The following is a 15,561-nucleotide window of genomic DNA, read 5'->3' as shown; positions in this document are numbered from 1 at the left end:
AGTCATGAATTGGAACAGATCCTGCTCTTCGCCGTGCTCGGCCTCGGCCAGGGGGCACTGATCGCCGGCATCGCGCTCGGCGTGGTGGTCACCTACCGGGGCTCGGGCATCATCAACCTGTCCACCGGCGCGGTCGCCATGGCCTCGGCCTATGCCTTCTGGGCCCTGACCACCGGTTTCTTCGGGCTCACGCTGCCCGTCGGGCCCGCTCTTGCCGGGGCCCTCGCGGTCGCGCTCGCCGTCGGAGTGCTCACAGAGGTGGCGGTCTTCAAGCCGCTGCGCACCGTCTCGCCCCTGGCCAAACTCGCGGCCTCCCTCGGCGTCCTGCTCACCCTGCAGGCCACCGTGCTCCTGGTCTTCGGGGTGCAGCCGCAGCAGGCACCGAGCATCCTTCCGGCCGGCACCGTCACCATGCTGGGCATCACCACACCCTCCGACCGCTTCGTCCTGGCCGGACTGGTCGTCGTGATCGCCCTGGTCCTCGGGGCCCTGTACCGGTGGAGCCGCTTCGGCCTGGCCACCCGCGCGGCCTCGGAGAACGAACAGGCCGCTCTTCTGGCAGGCCTGTCGCCCAACAGCGTCTCGATGGCCAACACACTCCTGGCCGCCCTGGTCGCCGGGCTGCTCGGTGTCCTGGCCGCGCCCATCGTGCAGGTCGACTCCATGACGCTCCCCCTGCAGGTGGTCCCGGCCCTGGCCGCCGCCCTCTTCGCCGGGTTCACGTCGCTGTGGATCGCCTGCACCGCGGGCATCCTCATCGGAGTGCTCCAGTCGATCGTGTACTACCTGTCCACGCAGAGCTGGTTCCCGACCGACAACGGCAACGCCATGCCCGGCCTCCAGCAGCTCCTCGTCTTCGCCCTGATGGTCGTCGCCCTGTACGTGCGGGGTGCCGGTCTGCCGCGCCGCGGTGAACTCGTCGAACAGCGACTGCCCGCGGTGCCCCTGCCCGAGCGACTGCTACGCCCCGCCTTGACGGCCACCGCGGTCGCCGCCGCCGCACTGATAGTGCTCCCGTTCGACTTCCGCCAGGCACTCACGAACTCGTTGATCGGCATGGTCATCGTCCTGTCCTACGTCGTCATCACCGGCTACGTCGGACAGATCTCCGTGATGCAGCTCGCGCTCTCCGGAACCGCGGGTTTCGTCCTCTCCCACCTCTCGGTCCGGCGGGGGATCCCGTTCCCGTTCTCCGCCCTCGGCGCGATGGTGCTGGCCACACTGCTCGGAGTGGCCGCGGGCGTCTCCGCCCTGCGGGTGCGGGGAGTGAGCCTGGCCGTCGTCACCCTGGCCGCGGCCCTGGCCATGGAACAGGCGCTGTTCAACAACACCTCGTTCGGCGGAACGGCCGGAGTGTCCGTACCCCCGCCGCGCCTGTTCGGGATCGACCTCGGACCGAAAGCGGACTTCCGCGGCCTGGACGGCAACGAACCCAGCCCCATGTTCGGCTTCCTCGTGCTGGCCGTCACCGTCGCCCTCGGACTGTACGTCGCCCATCTCAGGCGCACCGGGCTCGGCCGGCGGATGCTCGCCGTCCGCTCCAACGAGCGCGCCGCCGCGGCAGCCGGTGTCGACGTGCGGGCCGTGAAGATCGCCGCGTTCACGATCAGTTCCTTCATCGCCAGCGCCGCCGGCACCCTCTACGGCTACAACTTCGGCTCGGTCAGCGCCGCCCGGTTCACCGCGCTGGCCGCCCTCGGCCTGATCGGTTTCGCCTACATCGGCGGCATCACCATGGTGTCCGGAGCCGTGATCGCGGGGCTGATGTCCACCGAGGCGCTGCTGCCCCATGCGCTGGACAAGTGGTTCGGGATCAAGGGGACTTGGGCCCTGCTCTTCGGCGGCGTCTCCCTGATCGTGACGCTGATCGCCAACCCCGACGGCATCGCGGGCGCCGCCCACCGCCGGGGGACGGCGAAGAGGGCGAGACGCGCGGCGGCCACGACCGGACCACCGGCCGACAACGCATCCGCCGTCGGCTCCCCGGAGATCCACCTCGGCCGTACCACTGCCGACGCCAAGGAGGTCGCACCGTGAACGTGCTCTCTGTCCAGCAGCTGGGCGTCAGCTACGGCGGCGTCCACGCGCTCAGCGATGTCTCCCTGGAGGTCGGCGAGGGCCAACTCGTGGGGCTCATCGGCCCCAACGGGGCCGGCAAGACCACCTTCGTGGACGCGGTCACGGGTCTCGTCGCCGCCCGGGGAAGGGTGGAACTGGATGGCAAGGACCTGACCGGACGGCCGCCCCATGTACGAGCCCGCCGAGGGCTCGCCCGCACCTTCCAGAGCAGCGAACTCTTCGAAGACCTCACGGTCGCGGAGAACCTCCAGGTCACGGCGGACCCTTCGAGGTGGTGGACCACGCTCGGCGAGACCTTCGGCCGCCGCCCGTCCCCGAACCCCGCTGTCCCTCAGGCCCTCGCGGCCCTGGGACTCGAGGACCTGGCCGACGCCTCGGCACACGAACTGTCCCAGGGCAGACGCAAACTCGTCGGTGTGGCACGGGCCTTGGCAGCCCGCCCCCGCATCATCTGTCTCGACGAACCCGCGGCCGGCCTGGACACGACGGAGAGCGCCGAACTCGGACGCAGACTGCGCGCGGTCGCTGAGGCCGGCACCGCGCTGCTCCTCATCGACCACGACATGAGCCTCGTGATGGGCATCTGCGACCACGTCGTCGTCCTGGAGTTCGGCAAGGTGATCGCCTCCGGGACACCGGCACAGGTCCGAACCGACCCCGCCGTCGTGACCGCCTACCTCGGGGCATCCGCCGTCCAGCCCGCCACCGCGTCCGGCACTTCGGCCGGTGGCTCCGCCAAGGCCCTCACCAGCACACCGGAGACACCATGAGCACCCCAGTCCTGAAGGTGGCCGGACTCACCGCCGGATACGACGGAGCCGCTGTCATCCGCGGGATCGACCTCGAAGTGGGCGCGGGAGAGGTCGTCGCCCTCCTCGGGGCCAACGGAGCGGGGAAGACCACCACGCTCAAGACCGTCTCCGCGCTGCTGCGCCCCCTTGCCGGCACGATCACTTTCAACGGAACGGACCTCGGCAGGATCCCGGCGGCGACCCGCGCCCGCCTCGGCATCGCCCACGTTCCGGAAGGACGAGGCATCTTCTCCGGCCTCACGGTGGCGGAACACCTGCGCCTCGGTCACCGGGGCGAGCGCCTCGACCAGGCGGCCGCCCAGCGTTACTTCCCCGCCCTGTCCCGCCTCCAGGACCGCAAGGCGGGACTGCTCTCCGGCGGCGAGCAACAGATGCTCGCCATGGGACGGGCCCTGGCCCGCGGCCCCAAGCTGCTCCTGCTCGACGAGCTCAGCCTCGGCCTGGCACCCATCATCGTCGAGGAGTTGCTGCCCATCGTCAGGCGCTATGCCGACGACACCGGCTGCGGGGTACTGCTCGTCGAACAGCACGTCGGCCTCGCCCTCGACATGGCCGACCGCGGCTACGTCCTCTCCCACGGCGAGATCACCGCGCACGCCGCGGCCCGGGAACTCCGGGCCGACCAGTCCCGGATCCTCGCCGGCTACCTCGGCGAGCAGTACGCCTGACCCGGCCGGCGGCCACAACCGCCGTACACCACAACCGCCGTGAGCCTGAACCGCTCGGGCCGGCCCACCCTCCACAACTCGGCCGGACCCTCAGAGCTGCCCGCGTACCCAAGACAAGGAACCCGATGTTCACCTTCGAAAGCGAAGACGGCGTCCAGATCCACGTGCACGAATGGAAGCCGGAGACGCCCCCGCGAGCCGTCGTCCAGATCGCCCACGGCATGGGAGAGCACGCCGGCCGCTATGCCCCACTCGCGGCAGCACTGACCGCTCAGGGCTACGCCGTCTATGCCAACGACCACCGCGGACACGGGCTGAGCAGGCACGCCGAGCCCGGTCATCTCGGCGACGACGGCTGGAACCGACTCGTCAGTGACATGGTCACCCTCTCAGAGGCCATCCGCGAGGAGCACCCCGGCCTGCCCCTGGTGCTGCTCGGACACAGCCTCGGTTCCTTCGCCTCGCAGCAGTACGTCCTGGACCACGCCCACCTGATCGACGCACTCGCCCTCGCCGGTACCACTGCGGTCGACGTCATGCTCGCGGCACAGGCGCAACAGGCCGCGGAGGGAGGAGACCCGTTGCTCGCGCTCAACGAGGCGTTCCAGCCCAGCCGCACGCCGTTCGACTGGCTCAGCCGGGACGAACCGGCCGTCGACGCCTACCTCGCCGACCCCATGTGCGGCTTCAGCCTCGACGCCCGGGGCATGGCTGACATCACCATAGCCTCGGCGTCACTTGCCCAGCCCAAGGGCATCCCGGCGGATCTGCCCATCTGCGTCCTGGTCGGGGATCACGACCCACTGAACGCCGAACTCTCACGCAGCGACTTGCTTGTCGAACGCTACGGCGAGGCCGGCCTCATCGACGTGACCTATCTCAGGTATCCCGAAGCCCGGCACGAGCTGTTCCACGAGACCAACAAACAGGAGATCGTCAGCGACCTGCTGGCCTGGCTGAACCGCGTCCTCGCCCGCTGACCCCGGCGCTGGAGACAGTGCTGGTCGCGGGCCTTGGTCGGTTACTGCTTTTCCTGGAGAAGCTGCCGGTGTCGATCTCGGTGAGGATGCGACGGAGCGTTTCAGCTTGACGCGGGTGCCTTCGATGTTCTTGGGCATCAGGTCGCGGTCGAAGGCTTCGCAGACATCACGGGCCCGCAGCGGACCAGTGGCCTCGTTGAAGACGGCGGATGGGGGTGTCCGGGTGCTCGGGCAGGTCGGGCGAGGCGGGCTGGGCGTCGTGGTCTCGAACTCTCACGAAGCGGAGTGCCTTACCGACGAGAAGGCCCGTCGTCTTCGCCCGAGGGGGGAGCCGGACGGGCAGTCCCAGTGGACCTCGGCCCGGGACGGCTGCGGCTTCACCGTCACGACATCGGCCTCGGCTTCGTCACGTGGGACGGGGTCAGTGATGGTGACCTCTTTGCCGTAGGCACTCAACCGCCCGCCGCTGCGGGCGCGGGGTGACCGGTGCGTCGATGAGGCGCCGATATGCCCGGCGGAGACGCACGGCGGCCGCACCGCCCGTGCTCGGCGTGGCCTTGTGGGTGCGGCGCCACGCCGACCGCAGACTCAGCGCGTTGCTCTCCGATTTCGAGATCATCCTTTCTGTCCGTCAGACGGGCGCGCGAGAACACATGAACACGAGCCGTCGCCGGATCCGACGACGCTCTGTGACCTCCCGCCAACCGGGCGGGCCCTCCATGCGCAGCATCACATCGTGGATGCTTGCAAGTCGTGGCCCCCGGGGCGAGCCAGGGCCTCGGGGCGGAGCAGGCGGTGCAGTTCGTCGGAGGACAGCAGTCCTCGTCCGAGTACGACCTCGGCCACCGAGCGGTGTGTGGTGAGTGCTTCCTGGGCGGCGGCGCTGGCCTGGGCGTAGCCGATGTGCGGGGTGAGGGCGGTGATGATGCCGATGGTGTTGTGGACGACGGCGTGGAGGTGTTCCCGGTTGGCGGTGATGCCGACGACGCAGCGCTCGGCCAGGGTCAGGCAGCCGGCCTGCAGGTTGGTGAGACTTTCGAACAGGCAGTGGGCGATGAGCGGTTCGAACGCGTTGAGCTGGAGCTGACCGGCTTCGGCGGCCATGGTGATGGCCATGTCGTTGCCGATGACCTTGAAGGCGATCTGGTTCACGACTTCGGGGATGACCGGGTTCACCTTGCCCGGCATGATGCTGGAGCCCGCCTGTCGCGGCGGGAGGTTGATCTCGCCGAGGCCGGCACGCGGGCCGGACGAGAGCAGCCGCAGGTCGTTGCAGGTCTTGGAGAGCTTGACCGCGATGCGCTTGAGCACACCGGACAACTGGACGAAGACACCGGCGTCCTGGGTGGCCTCGACCAGGTCGGGGGCGACGGACAGCTCCAGACCGGTGATGTCACGCAGATGCGCGCAGGCCAGTGCGGCGTAGTCGGGGTGGGAGTTGAGACCGGTGCCGATCGCGGTGCCGCCCAGGTTGATCTCCCCCAGCAGGGCACGGGCCTCGGCGAGGCGCTGCTCGTCCTCGCCCAGCGTCTGCGCGTAGGCCCCGAACTCCTGGCCGAGGGTCATCGGCACCGCGTCCTGCAGCTGGGTACGGCCGGTCTTGACGACGTCGGCGAACTCCTCGGCCTTCGTCTCGAAGGCGTGCCGCAGTGTGGCCATGGCACGCTCCAGGCGTTGAGTGGTCTCGTGCAGGGCGACCTTGAGGGCGGTGGGGTAGGCGTCGTTGGTGCTCTGCCCGGCGTTGACGTCGTCCAGGGGGTGCAGGTGCCGGTACTCGCCGCGGCTGTGCCCGAGGAGCTCCAGTGCCCGGTTGGCGATGACCTCGTTGGCGTTCATGTTGGTGGAGGTGCCCGCGCCGCCCTGGAACACATCGACGACGAACTGGTCGTGGAGCCTTCCGGAGCGGATCTCCTCACAGGCGCTGATGATCGCTTCGGCCTTCGCGGGGTCCAGCAGGTCCAGGTCGCGGTTGGCCGCCGCCGCGGCCTGCTTGACCGCTGCCAGGCCGTTGACCAGGTCGCGGTAGGCGGAGATGCGGATGCCGGTGATGGGGAAGTTGTGCACCGCCCGGAGGGTGTGTATGCCGAAGTAGGCGTACTGCGGTACGGGTTCGTCCCCGAGAAGGTCGTGCTCGATGCGGAACGGGTCCTCCGCCATGATGCGTACTCCTGAATCCGGCCGCGAGGGCCAGGCTTGGGGTGATGGCCGGCGTGGTGCCGCTGGGACGTCCAGCCGACCGTTGGGGAGATGAGCCGTCGACGCGGCGGAACGGCCCGGGGCGGGTGAGGAACCCCACGCCGCCGACCCGGGCGGGTCCGCGAACTGCGACCGCTCGGCCGGGGGTTCGGGTCAGACGGAACCGACCGGCTCGGCCGCCGGAGCGACGGCGGTGTCGCCGCCCTTCGTGGACCCCGTCCTACGGCCGCTGCCGATCTTGCGCCGCAGCCATTGGGCGACGGCGTCGAGCGCCATGTTGAGGAGGATGAAGATCGAAGCCACCAGCATGGCCGCCGGGATGACGTTGGAGAAGTTCGCGGCGATTCCGTTCAGGCCGCGGTCGACCAGCTCGTCGTAGCCGACGATGAACCCGAGGGCGGAGTCCTTGAGCAGCACGACGAACTGGCTGACGATGGCCGGCATCATCGCGGTGATCGCCTGCGGTAGAAGGATGAGGCGCATGACCTTGCCCTTGCGCATGCCGAGCGCCTGCGCCGCCTCCCTCTGCCCCGACGGGAGGCTCTTCACGCCCGCCCTGAGGGTCTCCGCGATGACCGAGCCGTTGTACAGGGTGAGGCCGAAGACCACGGCGGTGAACGGGGAGACGTTGACCCCGATGATCGCGTAGGAGCCGAAGAAGGCGAAGAAGATGAGCAACAGCAAGGGGACCGCGCGGAAGAACTCCACGATCGACGCGGCGGGGACGCGGATCCAACGGTGCTCGGACAGCCGGGCTGTGGCGAACACCAGCCCGAAGACGGCTGAGAACACGATGCCCAGCGCCGCGGCCTGGAGCGTGCCGAGCAGGCCGGGCACGATGAAGGTCGTCCAGACCTCGCCCCGCAGCAGGGGCCGCCACTTCTCCGCGTCCCACTGCTGCTTGGCGTCGAACCGCGTGTAGATCACGTACGCCAGGCCGGCCAGCGCGACGGCGAAGACCGCGGCCAGCAGCCGGTTGCGGCGCATACCCCGCGCGCCCGGGACCTCGTACAGGTTCGCGTGGCTCATCGGGCCACCTCCAGGCGACGGGAGAGCCAGCCGAAGAACAGGCCGGTCGGGAGGCACAGCACGACGAAGCCGGCGGCGAACCCGAGGAAGATCTGGATCACTTGGTCGCCATACACCTCGATCATCTCCCGCATCCGGACGGATGCCTCCGCGACACCCGCCACCAGGGCGATGGTCGTGTTCTTGGTCAGGGCGATCAGGATGCTTCCCAGCGGCATGATCACCGCACGGAACGCCTGGGGCAGGACTATGAGCCGCAACGTCTGGACGAAGCTCAGCCCGGCCGCCCGTGCCGCCTCCGTCTGCCCCAGGGGGACGGTGTTGATGCCCGCCCGCAGGGCCTCGCACACGAACGCCGACGTGTACGCGGTCAGGCCGACGACGGCGAGCCAGAAGTTGTTGGTGTCGATGCGGTCGGAGAACTCCACACCGAGGTTGGCGCCCACACCCAGGCTGGTGAACAGCAGGATCAGAGTGAGCGGTGTGTTGCGTGCCACGGTCACGTACACCCGGGCCGCGGCGCGCAGTACCGGAAGCGGGGAGACCCGCATGCCCGCGAGAACGGTACCCAGGGTGAGAGAGCCGAGCGCGCTGAAAACGGTGAGTCGCAGGGTCATCCAGAACGCGGCGAGGATCGTCCCTCGCTCGGCTATCAGTGCGTCCATCAGGGCCTTACTTCGTCGGGGCGGGCAAGGGCCGGGCGGTTGCCTGCCGTCGCCGGTTGCCCGCCGTCCAGCGGTTGCTGTCAGTACCGGTCGAGGAGCGGAGTCGCGGGGACCTGGAATCCGGACGGTCCGAGATTGGACTGCACCGCGGCCTTCCAACTGCCGCCGAGGAACATCCTGTTCAGGGCGTCGTTGATCGCGTCCCGGCCCTTCTTGTCGTCCTTCTTCAGGCCGATGCCGTACTTCTCGGTGCTGAAGGTCTTGCCGACCAGCCTGAGCTTGCCGGGGTGCTGCGACGCGTAGCCGGCCAGGATGGCGTTGTCGGTGGTGATCGCGTCGAGCTGACCACCCAGCACCCGGTCCACGCAGGCCGAGTAGCTGCGCTCCTCCTGGAGTTGCACATCCTTGGCGAAGGCGTCCTTGATCTTCTGGGCGGAGGTCGAGCCCGCGACCGAGCACAGCTTCTTGCCGTTGAGCGACTCGGGGCCGGTGATGGACTTGTCGTCGGAGCGGACCAGCAGGTCCTGGCCCGCCACGAAGTACGGCCCGGCGAAGGAGACCTTCTCCTTGCGGGCGTCGGTGATGGAGTAGGTGGCCACCACCATGTCGACCTGCCCCTGCTCCAGGAACGCCTCGCGGTTGGCCGAGACGGTCTCCTTGAAGGTGATGTTCTTCGCGTCCACCCCGAGGGCCTCGGCGACATAGGTGGCCACGTCGATGTCGAGGCCCTTGAAACTGCCGTCGGGGGTGCGCAGTCCCAGGCCCGGCTGGTCGGCCTTCACGCCTATGACGAGCTTCTTGTCGTTCTTGGCCTTGTCGACGACGGACGCGTTGCTGTTGCTTTCGCTACCGCCCCCGCAGGCGCTGGTGCCCAGCGCGACCATCACGGTGGTGAGAGCGGCAGCGATCAGTCTCTTGGACATGGTGAACCCCTGGTTCCCGTTGTGAGTGGATAGGCGTGGCTGCGTCGGCGCGAGGGCCGGCTCAGTGGGTGAGGATCTTGTCGAGGAACGACCTGGCGCGTTCGCTGCGCGGGTGGGAGAAGAAGGCGTCGGGGCTGTTCTGCTCCACGATCTGGCCGTCGGCCATGAACACCACGCGGTCTGCGGCCCGGCGGGCGAAGCCCATCTCGTGCGTGACCACGAGCATCGTCATGCCGTCGCGGGCCAGGGACGTCATCACGTCCAGCACCTCGTTGACCATCTCCGGGTCGAGCGCGGAGGTCGGCTCGTCGAAGAGGATCACCTTGGGGTCCATGGCCAGGGCCCGGGCGATGGCCACCCGCTGCTGCTGACCTCCCGACAGCTGGGCGGGGTACTTGTCGGCCTGGCTGGCGATGCCCACGCGGTCGAGCAGTTCGCGGGCGCGCTGCTCGGCGGCCTTCCGGTCCTGCTTGAGGACCTTCACCGGGGCGATGGTGACGTTCTCCAAGACTGTCTTGTGGGCGAAGAGGTTGAACCCCTGGAACACCATGCCGACCTCGGCGCGCAGCCGCGCCAGTTGCCTGCCCTCGGAGGGCATGGGCGTGCCGTCGATCATGATGATGCCCGAGTCGATGGTCTCCAGCCGGTTGATGGTGCGGCACAGAGTGGACTTGCCGGACCCGGAAGGTCCGATCAGCACGACGACCTCACCCCGGCTCACCGCCAGGTCGATGTCCTGCAGAACGTGCAGTCGGCCATAGTGCTTGTTGACCTTGTCGAGCACCACCAGATGGGTGTTCGCCTCCTGCTGCCGTCCTGCCGGCAGGTTCTTGGTCATGGGCACACGCCTCTCCCTTTGCTGGTGATCCGCCTCCGCGATGCCGTTCCCGGTGGCGATGGCGATACCGTAGGAGCGGCTTTTCGCCGCAAGGGACTTGTGCGCCTTGTGCTCAGCGCGAGGGCGCTGGAGGCATCGATGCGGCCGTCCGGCCCGGCGGACGGCGCGCACTCACGACGTCCGGGCGCACCGATGCCGTACGGCTCGCCGCCGAAGGGGCTGCCCAGCAGCCGTACGGAGTCGGGGTGTTCGCCTGGCGTTCCGGCGGGATCCGGCATGCGGAAGCCCGGGCCCGCGGCCCCCGTGGGAGCGGCTTGTCGCCGCAAGGGAGTTGTGTGGCTGTGCTCAGCGTGAGGGCGTCGGTTTGGCCGTCCTGGGGGACACGCCCATCACGCCGATGGTGTTCCTGAAGACCTCGTCCCAGCGCCCGTCGGTCAGGAAACGGCGGATCAGGCCGTTGAGATAGTCACGGAAGACGCTGTCGCCGCGGCGTACACCGATGCCGTACGACTCCCCGCCGAAGGGGCTGCCCAGCAGCCGTAGGGAGTCCGGGTGTTCGCTCATCAGCCCCAGCAGTATCGAGTCGTCGGTGCTGATCGCGTCGATCCGCCCCTCAAGCAGGGGAGACACACACTCGCTGTAGTTGTCCACCACCACCAGCCGGGCCTGCGGAAGCCGGGCCCGCAGCCGCTCCAGGGGGGTGGAACGGGCGCCCGTGCACACCGTTTTGCCGAGGAGGTCGGCGACGGTGTGCATGTCCGTGTCCGTGCTGCGGACCAGTACGTCCTGCCCCGAGTGGTAGTAGGGGTCGGTGAAGTCCACCAGCTTGCGGCGCTCGTCGCTGATCGAGTACGTGGCCACGACGATGTCCGCCACGCCCCGGTCGAGGAAGTCCTCCCGGTTGCGGGGCATCGTCTCGATGAACCGGATGTTGTGCTCACTGCCGGTGAGGTCCTGGGCCACCATGCGGGCGATGTCCGCGTCGAAACCGGTGATCCACCCCGTCGAGGGGTCCTTGTACCCGAACAGCGGCAGGTCGAACTTGATGCCGGCGGTGAGCACGCCCCGCTCCCTGATGCGGGCCATGGTCGAGTCCTTGGGGAACCGTGCCACGGAGCCGTCCCGGCCCGCCGGGCCGCAGGCACCGAGCACCAGACCACCCAGGGCGGACAGCACGGTTCTGCGGACGATCACGGCGCCCACAGGCGGTAGCGGTGCTGGGGCCGGCCCGTCGCGCCGTAGCGCAGGCTCTCCTCGACCTGCCCCTGCTCGGTGAGGTACTCCAGGTATCGCCGGGCGGTCGCCCTGCTGATCCCCACCGCCTCGGCGGTCTCCTGCGCCGACAGGTCCGACTCGGCGGCGGCCAGCGCATCGAGTATCGACTGCTCGGTGGGGGCCGAGACCTTCTTGGGGCGGTTGACCGGGTCGAGGTGCAGCGAGCGGAAGATCCGGTCGATCTCCTGCTGTTCCACCGCCCGCTCGCCCCAGGACAGGTGCGCCAAGGCCGCCGCGTACCGGTTGAGCGTCTGCTCCACCGTCCCGGTCCGGGTCGGCTTGACCAGGTAGTGCAGGGCGCCGCGCTGCATGGCCGCGCGCACGGCGGCCGAGTCCCTCCGGCCCGAGATCACGATGATGTCCGGCGACGGACGCCCGGGCTGGTGGAGCTGGTGCGCCATGTCGAGCCCCGGCATGTCGGGCAGATGAAGATCCAGGAGTATCAGGTGCGGAGCGAAGCGGCGTGCCGCCGCCAACCCCTCGCGGCCCGTGTGGGCGATCGCCACCACCCTGAAACCGGGAATGCGGTTGACCTGCGCACGCAGGGTGGCGGTGACGACCGGGTCGTCATCCACGATGAGAAGGGTGATGTCCGTCACCGCCATCGCCATGCTCCTCCCGATGTGGCGGCCATGCCGACGCTGCAGGGCCACAGGATTCCGGACCGAGGGGCGTGTCCTGGGCCTTTTGTTCCTTGTGCTCACGGCGTCGCGCCAATTGTTGACGGTCCGCATTAGCATCTGGCAACACTCGCCGCACGACCGCGGCACAACTGTTAGGTCCACCCGTTCCGCCGGAGGTGAGCGCGCTGGGATGGCGATCTGCCGTGACCGGACGGCGCGCGTCCGCACGGTCCGGTCGAGGCGGTGACGGCGACCTGCGCTGGCTGCTGGCGGTGGCCCTGCTGTGGGTCCTGCTCGGACTGCTTCCGCTCGGCCTCCTGACCTCGTCCAGCATCAGGCTGTCCGATCAGGCGGTACGCAGTGAGGTGCGCGACCGGGTCCAGACGACGGCCTCGGTGAGCCAAGTCGTGGTGGAGCAGCAGATCGGCTCGCTGAAGCAGCTCGTCAGCGCGTACGCCGAACGACCGGGCGTCCGCTCCGCCGTCGCGCCGGGCTCCGGCACGCCCAGGCCGGCCCTGGCCGACACCCTCCGGGAACTGGCGCGGATGCGGGCCGGCATCAGCGGCGTGATCGTCACCCGTGCCGACGGACGGCTGATCGGCGCGCAACCGCCCAGCGAGTTGGTATCGGACGTGCGCGGCACCGACTGGTACCGCGCGGTCAGCAGGCAGAAACAGGCCTATGTGTCCCAGGCGTACACGCCCGCCATGCGGGGCGTGTCGCGGGCGGTGGCCGTCGCAGCCCCGATCCGGGACTCCCGCGGTCGGCAGGTCGGCATCCTGGCCGTCGTCTACAGCCTGGACGCCATCCAGACCTTCGCCTCGGAGGCGGCCGCGGCCCAGGGGATCCAACTGCTCATCACGGACCAGACCGGTGTCCTGGTGGCCGACCCGAGGGGCAAGCTGTACGCGCTCACCTCCCTGCGCGAGGACCCTCGGGTGGACGCGGCACTGGCCGGCCGTACGCTCTTCACCACCCAGCGCGGCTTGGACGGGCTGGTGCTGTCGGCCTCCCGGCCCATTCCCGGCATCGGCTGGACGGTCACCGCGGAGGTGCCCGCCGGCGAGGCGCTGGCCTCCGCCGGACGGCTGCGCAACCGGGTGCTGACCGTCGCGGCCCTCCTCGCCGCACTGATCCTGGTCGGGCTGGTCTTCCAGATCCACACCAGCCGCGGCCGTCGGCGGGCGCAGCGGACCCTGGCACGGTACGCGCAGGCACTGGCCCGGGCCCGGGACGAGGCCGTGACCGCGTCAGCGGCGAAGTCCGAGTTCCTGGCCAAGGTCAGCCATGAGATCCGCACGCCGATCAACGGCGTCCTCGGGATGAACGCCCTGCTGCTCGACACCCGGCTGGACGACGAGCAGCGGCACTACGCGGGCACCGTGCAGGAGTCCGCGCAGAACCTCCTGCGTCTGCTGGACGACTTCCTCGACCTGTCGAAGATCGAGGCCGGCCGGCTGCGCATCGAGGCCGTGCCCTTCGACCTGCCGCGGCTGTGCGACGAAGTGGTGGCGCCGTTCGCCCCGAACGCCCACCGGCAGGGGCTGTGGCTCACGCTGCACCTCGCCGAGGACCTGCCCCAGCACGTCCTGGGCGATCCGGTGCGGCTCCGGCAGGTGCTGACCAACATCCTCGGCAACGCGCTGAAGTTCACCGTCCAGGGCGGTATCGACCTGGAGGTCGCGCTGGAGGGGCCGGCCTCCGCGCCGGGCGGTCCACCTGCCGCCGACCCGGCGGTCCTGCGGTTCACCGTCACCGACACGGGCATCGGGGTCGGCCCCGAGGACCGCGACCGCGTCTTCGAGACCTTCCGCCAGTTGGACTCCCCCATCACCCGCCGCACCGGCGGCAGCGGTCTGGGCCTCGCCATCAGCCAGCAGCTGGTCGAGCTGATGGGAGGCAGGATCGGGCTGGACAGCGTGAAGGGAGTGGGAAGCCGCTTCTGGGTGACCCTGCCGGTGCCCGTCCTCACCTGGACCGCCCCGGCCACCGGACAGCTCGACGGCCGCCGCGTGATCATCGCGGACGCGGACGACGAGAGCCGCGCCCTGGCCGACCGCATGCTGACCGGCGCGGGTCTGGCGGTGGACCAGGCGGCGGACGCGGCGGCTGCCCTGGCGGCGCTGCGCGGCGCGGCTGCCGACGAGACACCCTTCGACCTGGCCGTGATCGATCTGCAGATGACGCTCGACGGAGGCGGCTCGCTCGCCGAAGCCGTCCTCACCGACCCCCTGCTCGGTGCCACCGGTGTCATCGTGCTGCTCAGCCCGGGACGCACCGGGGCCGCGTGGCCGGCCGCCTCCCGGCCGCAGGAGCGGGCCGTCCAGTCGGTCACCCGCCCGGTGAGCCGCCGCCGACTGCTGGCGGCGGTCGAGAACACCCTGGGTACGGATGGCGACCAGGGGGGCCACCCGGACCTTGTGCAGCACAGCGTGCCCAGGCCGGGGCACCGGGCGTCCACCGCCGCGGAGACGACGGTTCGCATCCTGGTCGCCGAGGACGACGAAGTCAGCTCCCAGGTGGCCCAGCTGGTGCTGCGGCGGGCCGGCCACCATGTCGACGTGGTCGGCGACGGCGAGCAGGCGGTGCGGTCGGCGCTCCACGGCCGGTACGACCTCGTCCTCATGGACTGCCAGCTCCCCGGGATGGACGGCCTCGCGGCCACCACCGAGATCCGGCGGCGCCAGCCGGACGGTGAACGCGCTGCGATCGTCGCCATGACGGCGGCGGCCATGCCGGACGACCGCACCCGTTGTCTGGAGGCAGGCATGGACGACCACCTCACCAAACCCGTGGACTGGCAGCAGGTGCTCGCCCGGGTCCCCGTCTGGACGGGGATGCGCACCGGCGAGCCCACCGGGCCGGAGGAACCGGAGATCACCGCACAGCTGTCGGACATGCCCCCGGAGGCAGTCGCCGAGATCGCCGAGGCCTTCGCCACCGCGGCCCCGGAGACCCTGCGGCGTCTCCGGGACGCCGTGGACTCGGGGGACTTCCACACGGCGGGCATGGCGGCGCATCGCCTCCAGGGCAGCTGCGCCACCGTCGGGGCCTCCCGCGCCGCGGACCTCTGCCGGCGCCTCGAACAAGCCGCGCACACTCGCTCCCCGATGTCGACCGGCGATGACGCGCTGGCCCGGCTCGACCACGAGCTGCGCCTGGCCGTTGACGAACTTCGGGGCCTGACCGGGAAGGGCCGGGCCGACTGAGGGTGCGATCGGCCTGTTCCGCGACCCGCAGATCGAGATCCATCGAGGCGGTCATGAGGTCGGCGATGCCTCGTCGGCGCGCCGCCGGTGCTGATGGCGGTGGTCGACCCGGTGACTCGCGGATGCGAAGGAAGGCCGGGTGACACGGGAGGACGAGACTCATGGACGTGCTCGACACCGACCGGCTTGGTGGGGCGAGGAGCGGTGGCCGGGAAACGGCCGGCGACCCGAGACTGGGCGCATTTGCCAACAGCCAATCGCCCC

12 protein-coding genes are annotated in these 15,561 nt (G+C 69.9%); 5 read left to right on the top strand and 7 right to left on the bottom strand.

The window, feature by feature from the left end; genetic code table 11:
- The first annotated feature begins 9 nt into the window (after nucleotides 1-9).
- The 4 genes from ABZO29_RS29870 to ABZO29_RS29855 all read left to right on the top strand — a co-directional run bounded on the left by ABZO29_RS29870 (nucleotide 10) and on the right by ABZO29_RS29855 (nucleotide 4,539).
- On the top strand, nucleotides 10-2,037 hold the full coding sequence (locus ABZO29_RS29870; RefSeq protein WP_367323261.1) for a branched-chain amino acid ABC transporter permease: 2,028 nt from the start codon (nucleotides 10-12) through the stop codon (nucleotides 2,035-2,037).
- A complete protein-coding gene (locus ABZO29_RS29865; RefSeq protein WP_367323260.1) occupies nucleotides 2,034-2,849 on the top strand; it encodes an ABC transporter ATP-binding protein in 816 nt (271 codons plus the stop codon). The genes ABZO29_RS29870 and ABZO29_RS29865 overlap by 4 nt, the downstream gene beginning before the upstream one ends.
- Nucleotides 2,846-3,559: an ABC transporter ATP-binding protein gene (locus ABZO29_RS29860; protein WP_367323259.1), complete on the top strand. Its 714-nt coding sequence runs from the start codon at nucleotides 2,846-2,848 to the stop codon at nucleotides 3,557-3,559. Before ABZO29_RS29865 ends, ABZO29_RS29860 begins: the two co-directional genes overlap by 4 nt.
- A 125-nt stretch (nucleotides 3,560-3,684) precedes the next feature.
- Nucleotides 3,685-4,539, top strand: coding sequence for a lysophospholipase (locus tag ABZO29_RS29855; protein ID WP_367323258.1), 855 nt, complete (start codon nucleotides 3,685-3,687; stop codon nucleotides 4,537-4,539).
- A gap of 729 nt (nucleotides 4,540-5,268) precedes the next feature.
- On the opposite strand, the gene ABZO29_RS29850 is transcribed toward ABZO29_RS29855, so the two are convergent.
- From ABZO29_RS29850 to ABZO29_RS29820, 7 genes are all read right to left on the bottom strand, one after another.
- Nucleotides 5,269-6,696 carry an aspartate ammonia-lyase gene (locus ABZO29_RS29850; RefSeq protein ID WP_367323257.1) on the bottom strand — a complete coding sequence of 476 codons (1,428 nt, stop codon included), beginning with the start codon at nucleotides 6,694-6,696 and terminating at the stop codon, nucleotides 5,269-5,271.
- A gap of 192 nt (nucleotides 6,697-6,888) precedes the next feature.
- Nucleotides 6,889-7,764: an amino acid ABC transporter permease gene (locus ABZO29_RS29845; protein ID WP_367323256.1), complete on the bottom strand. Its 876-nt coding sequence runs from the start codon at nucleotides 7,762-7,764 to the stop codon at nucleotides 6,889-6,891.
- Nucleotides 7,761-8,429 carry an amino acid ABC transporter permease gene (locus ABZO29_RS29840; protein WP_367323255.1) on the bottom strand — a complete coding sequence of 223 codons (669 nt, stop codon included), beginning with the start codon at nucleotides 8,427-8,429 and terminating at the stop codon, nucleotides 7,761-7,763. Before ABZO29_RS29840 ends, ABZO29_RS29845 begins: the two co-directional genes overlap by 4 nt.
- 80 nt (nucleotides 8,430-8,509) lie before the next feature.
- Nucleotides 8,510-9,352: a transporter substrate-binding domain-containing protein gene (locus tag ABZO29_RS29835; RefSeq protein WP_367323254.1), complete on the bottom strand. Its 843-nt coding sequence runs from the start codon at nucleotides 9,350-9,352 to the stop codon at nucleotides 8,510-8,512.
- A gap of 61 nt (nucleotides 9,353-9,413) precedes the next feature.
- A complete protein-coding gene (locus tag ABZO29_RS29830; protein ID WP_367323253.1) occupies nucleotides 9,414-10,190 on the bottom strand; it encodes an amino acid ABC transporter ATP-binding protein in 777 nt (258 codons plus the stop codon).
- Between the two features lie 345 nt (nucleotides 10,191-10,535).
- Nucleotides 10,536-11,384 (bottom strand): glutamate ABC transporter substrate-binding protein, encoded by an 849-nt coding sequence (locus ABZO29_RS29825; RefSeq protein ID WP_367323252.1) that lies wholly within the window; start codon nucleotides 11,382-11,384, stop codon nucleotides 10,536-10,538.
- Entirely contained in the window at nucleotides 11,381-12,070 is a 690-nt protein-coding gene (locus ABZO29_RS29820; protein WP_367323251.1) for a response regulator, read from the bottom strand. Before ABZO29_RS29820 ends, ABZO29_RS29825 begins: the two co-directional genes overlap by 4 nt.
- 221 nt (nucleotides 12,071-12,291) lie before the next feature.
- Here ABZO29_RS29820 and ABZO29_RS29815 point away from each other — a divergent pair, with 221 nt between their 5' ends.
- Entirely contained in the window at nucleotides 12,292-15,297 is a 3,006-nt protein-coding gene (locus ABZO29_RS29815; RefSeq protein WP_367323250.1) for a response regulator, read from the top strand.
- The last annotated feature ends 264 nt before the right edge of the window (nucleotides 15,298-15,561 follow it).

It is taken from the genome of Streptomyces sp. HUAS ZL42, from assembly GCF_040782645.1.
Classification (GTDB): domain Bacteria; phylum Actinomycetota; class Actinomycetes; order Streptomycetales; family Streptomycetaceae; genus Streptomyces.
The sequence above is the reverse complement of the archived record's forward strand: the minus strand, read 5'-3'. Positions and strand labels throughout refer to the sequence as shown.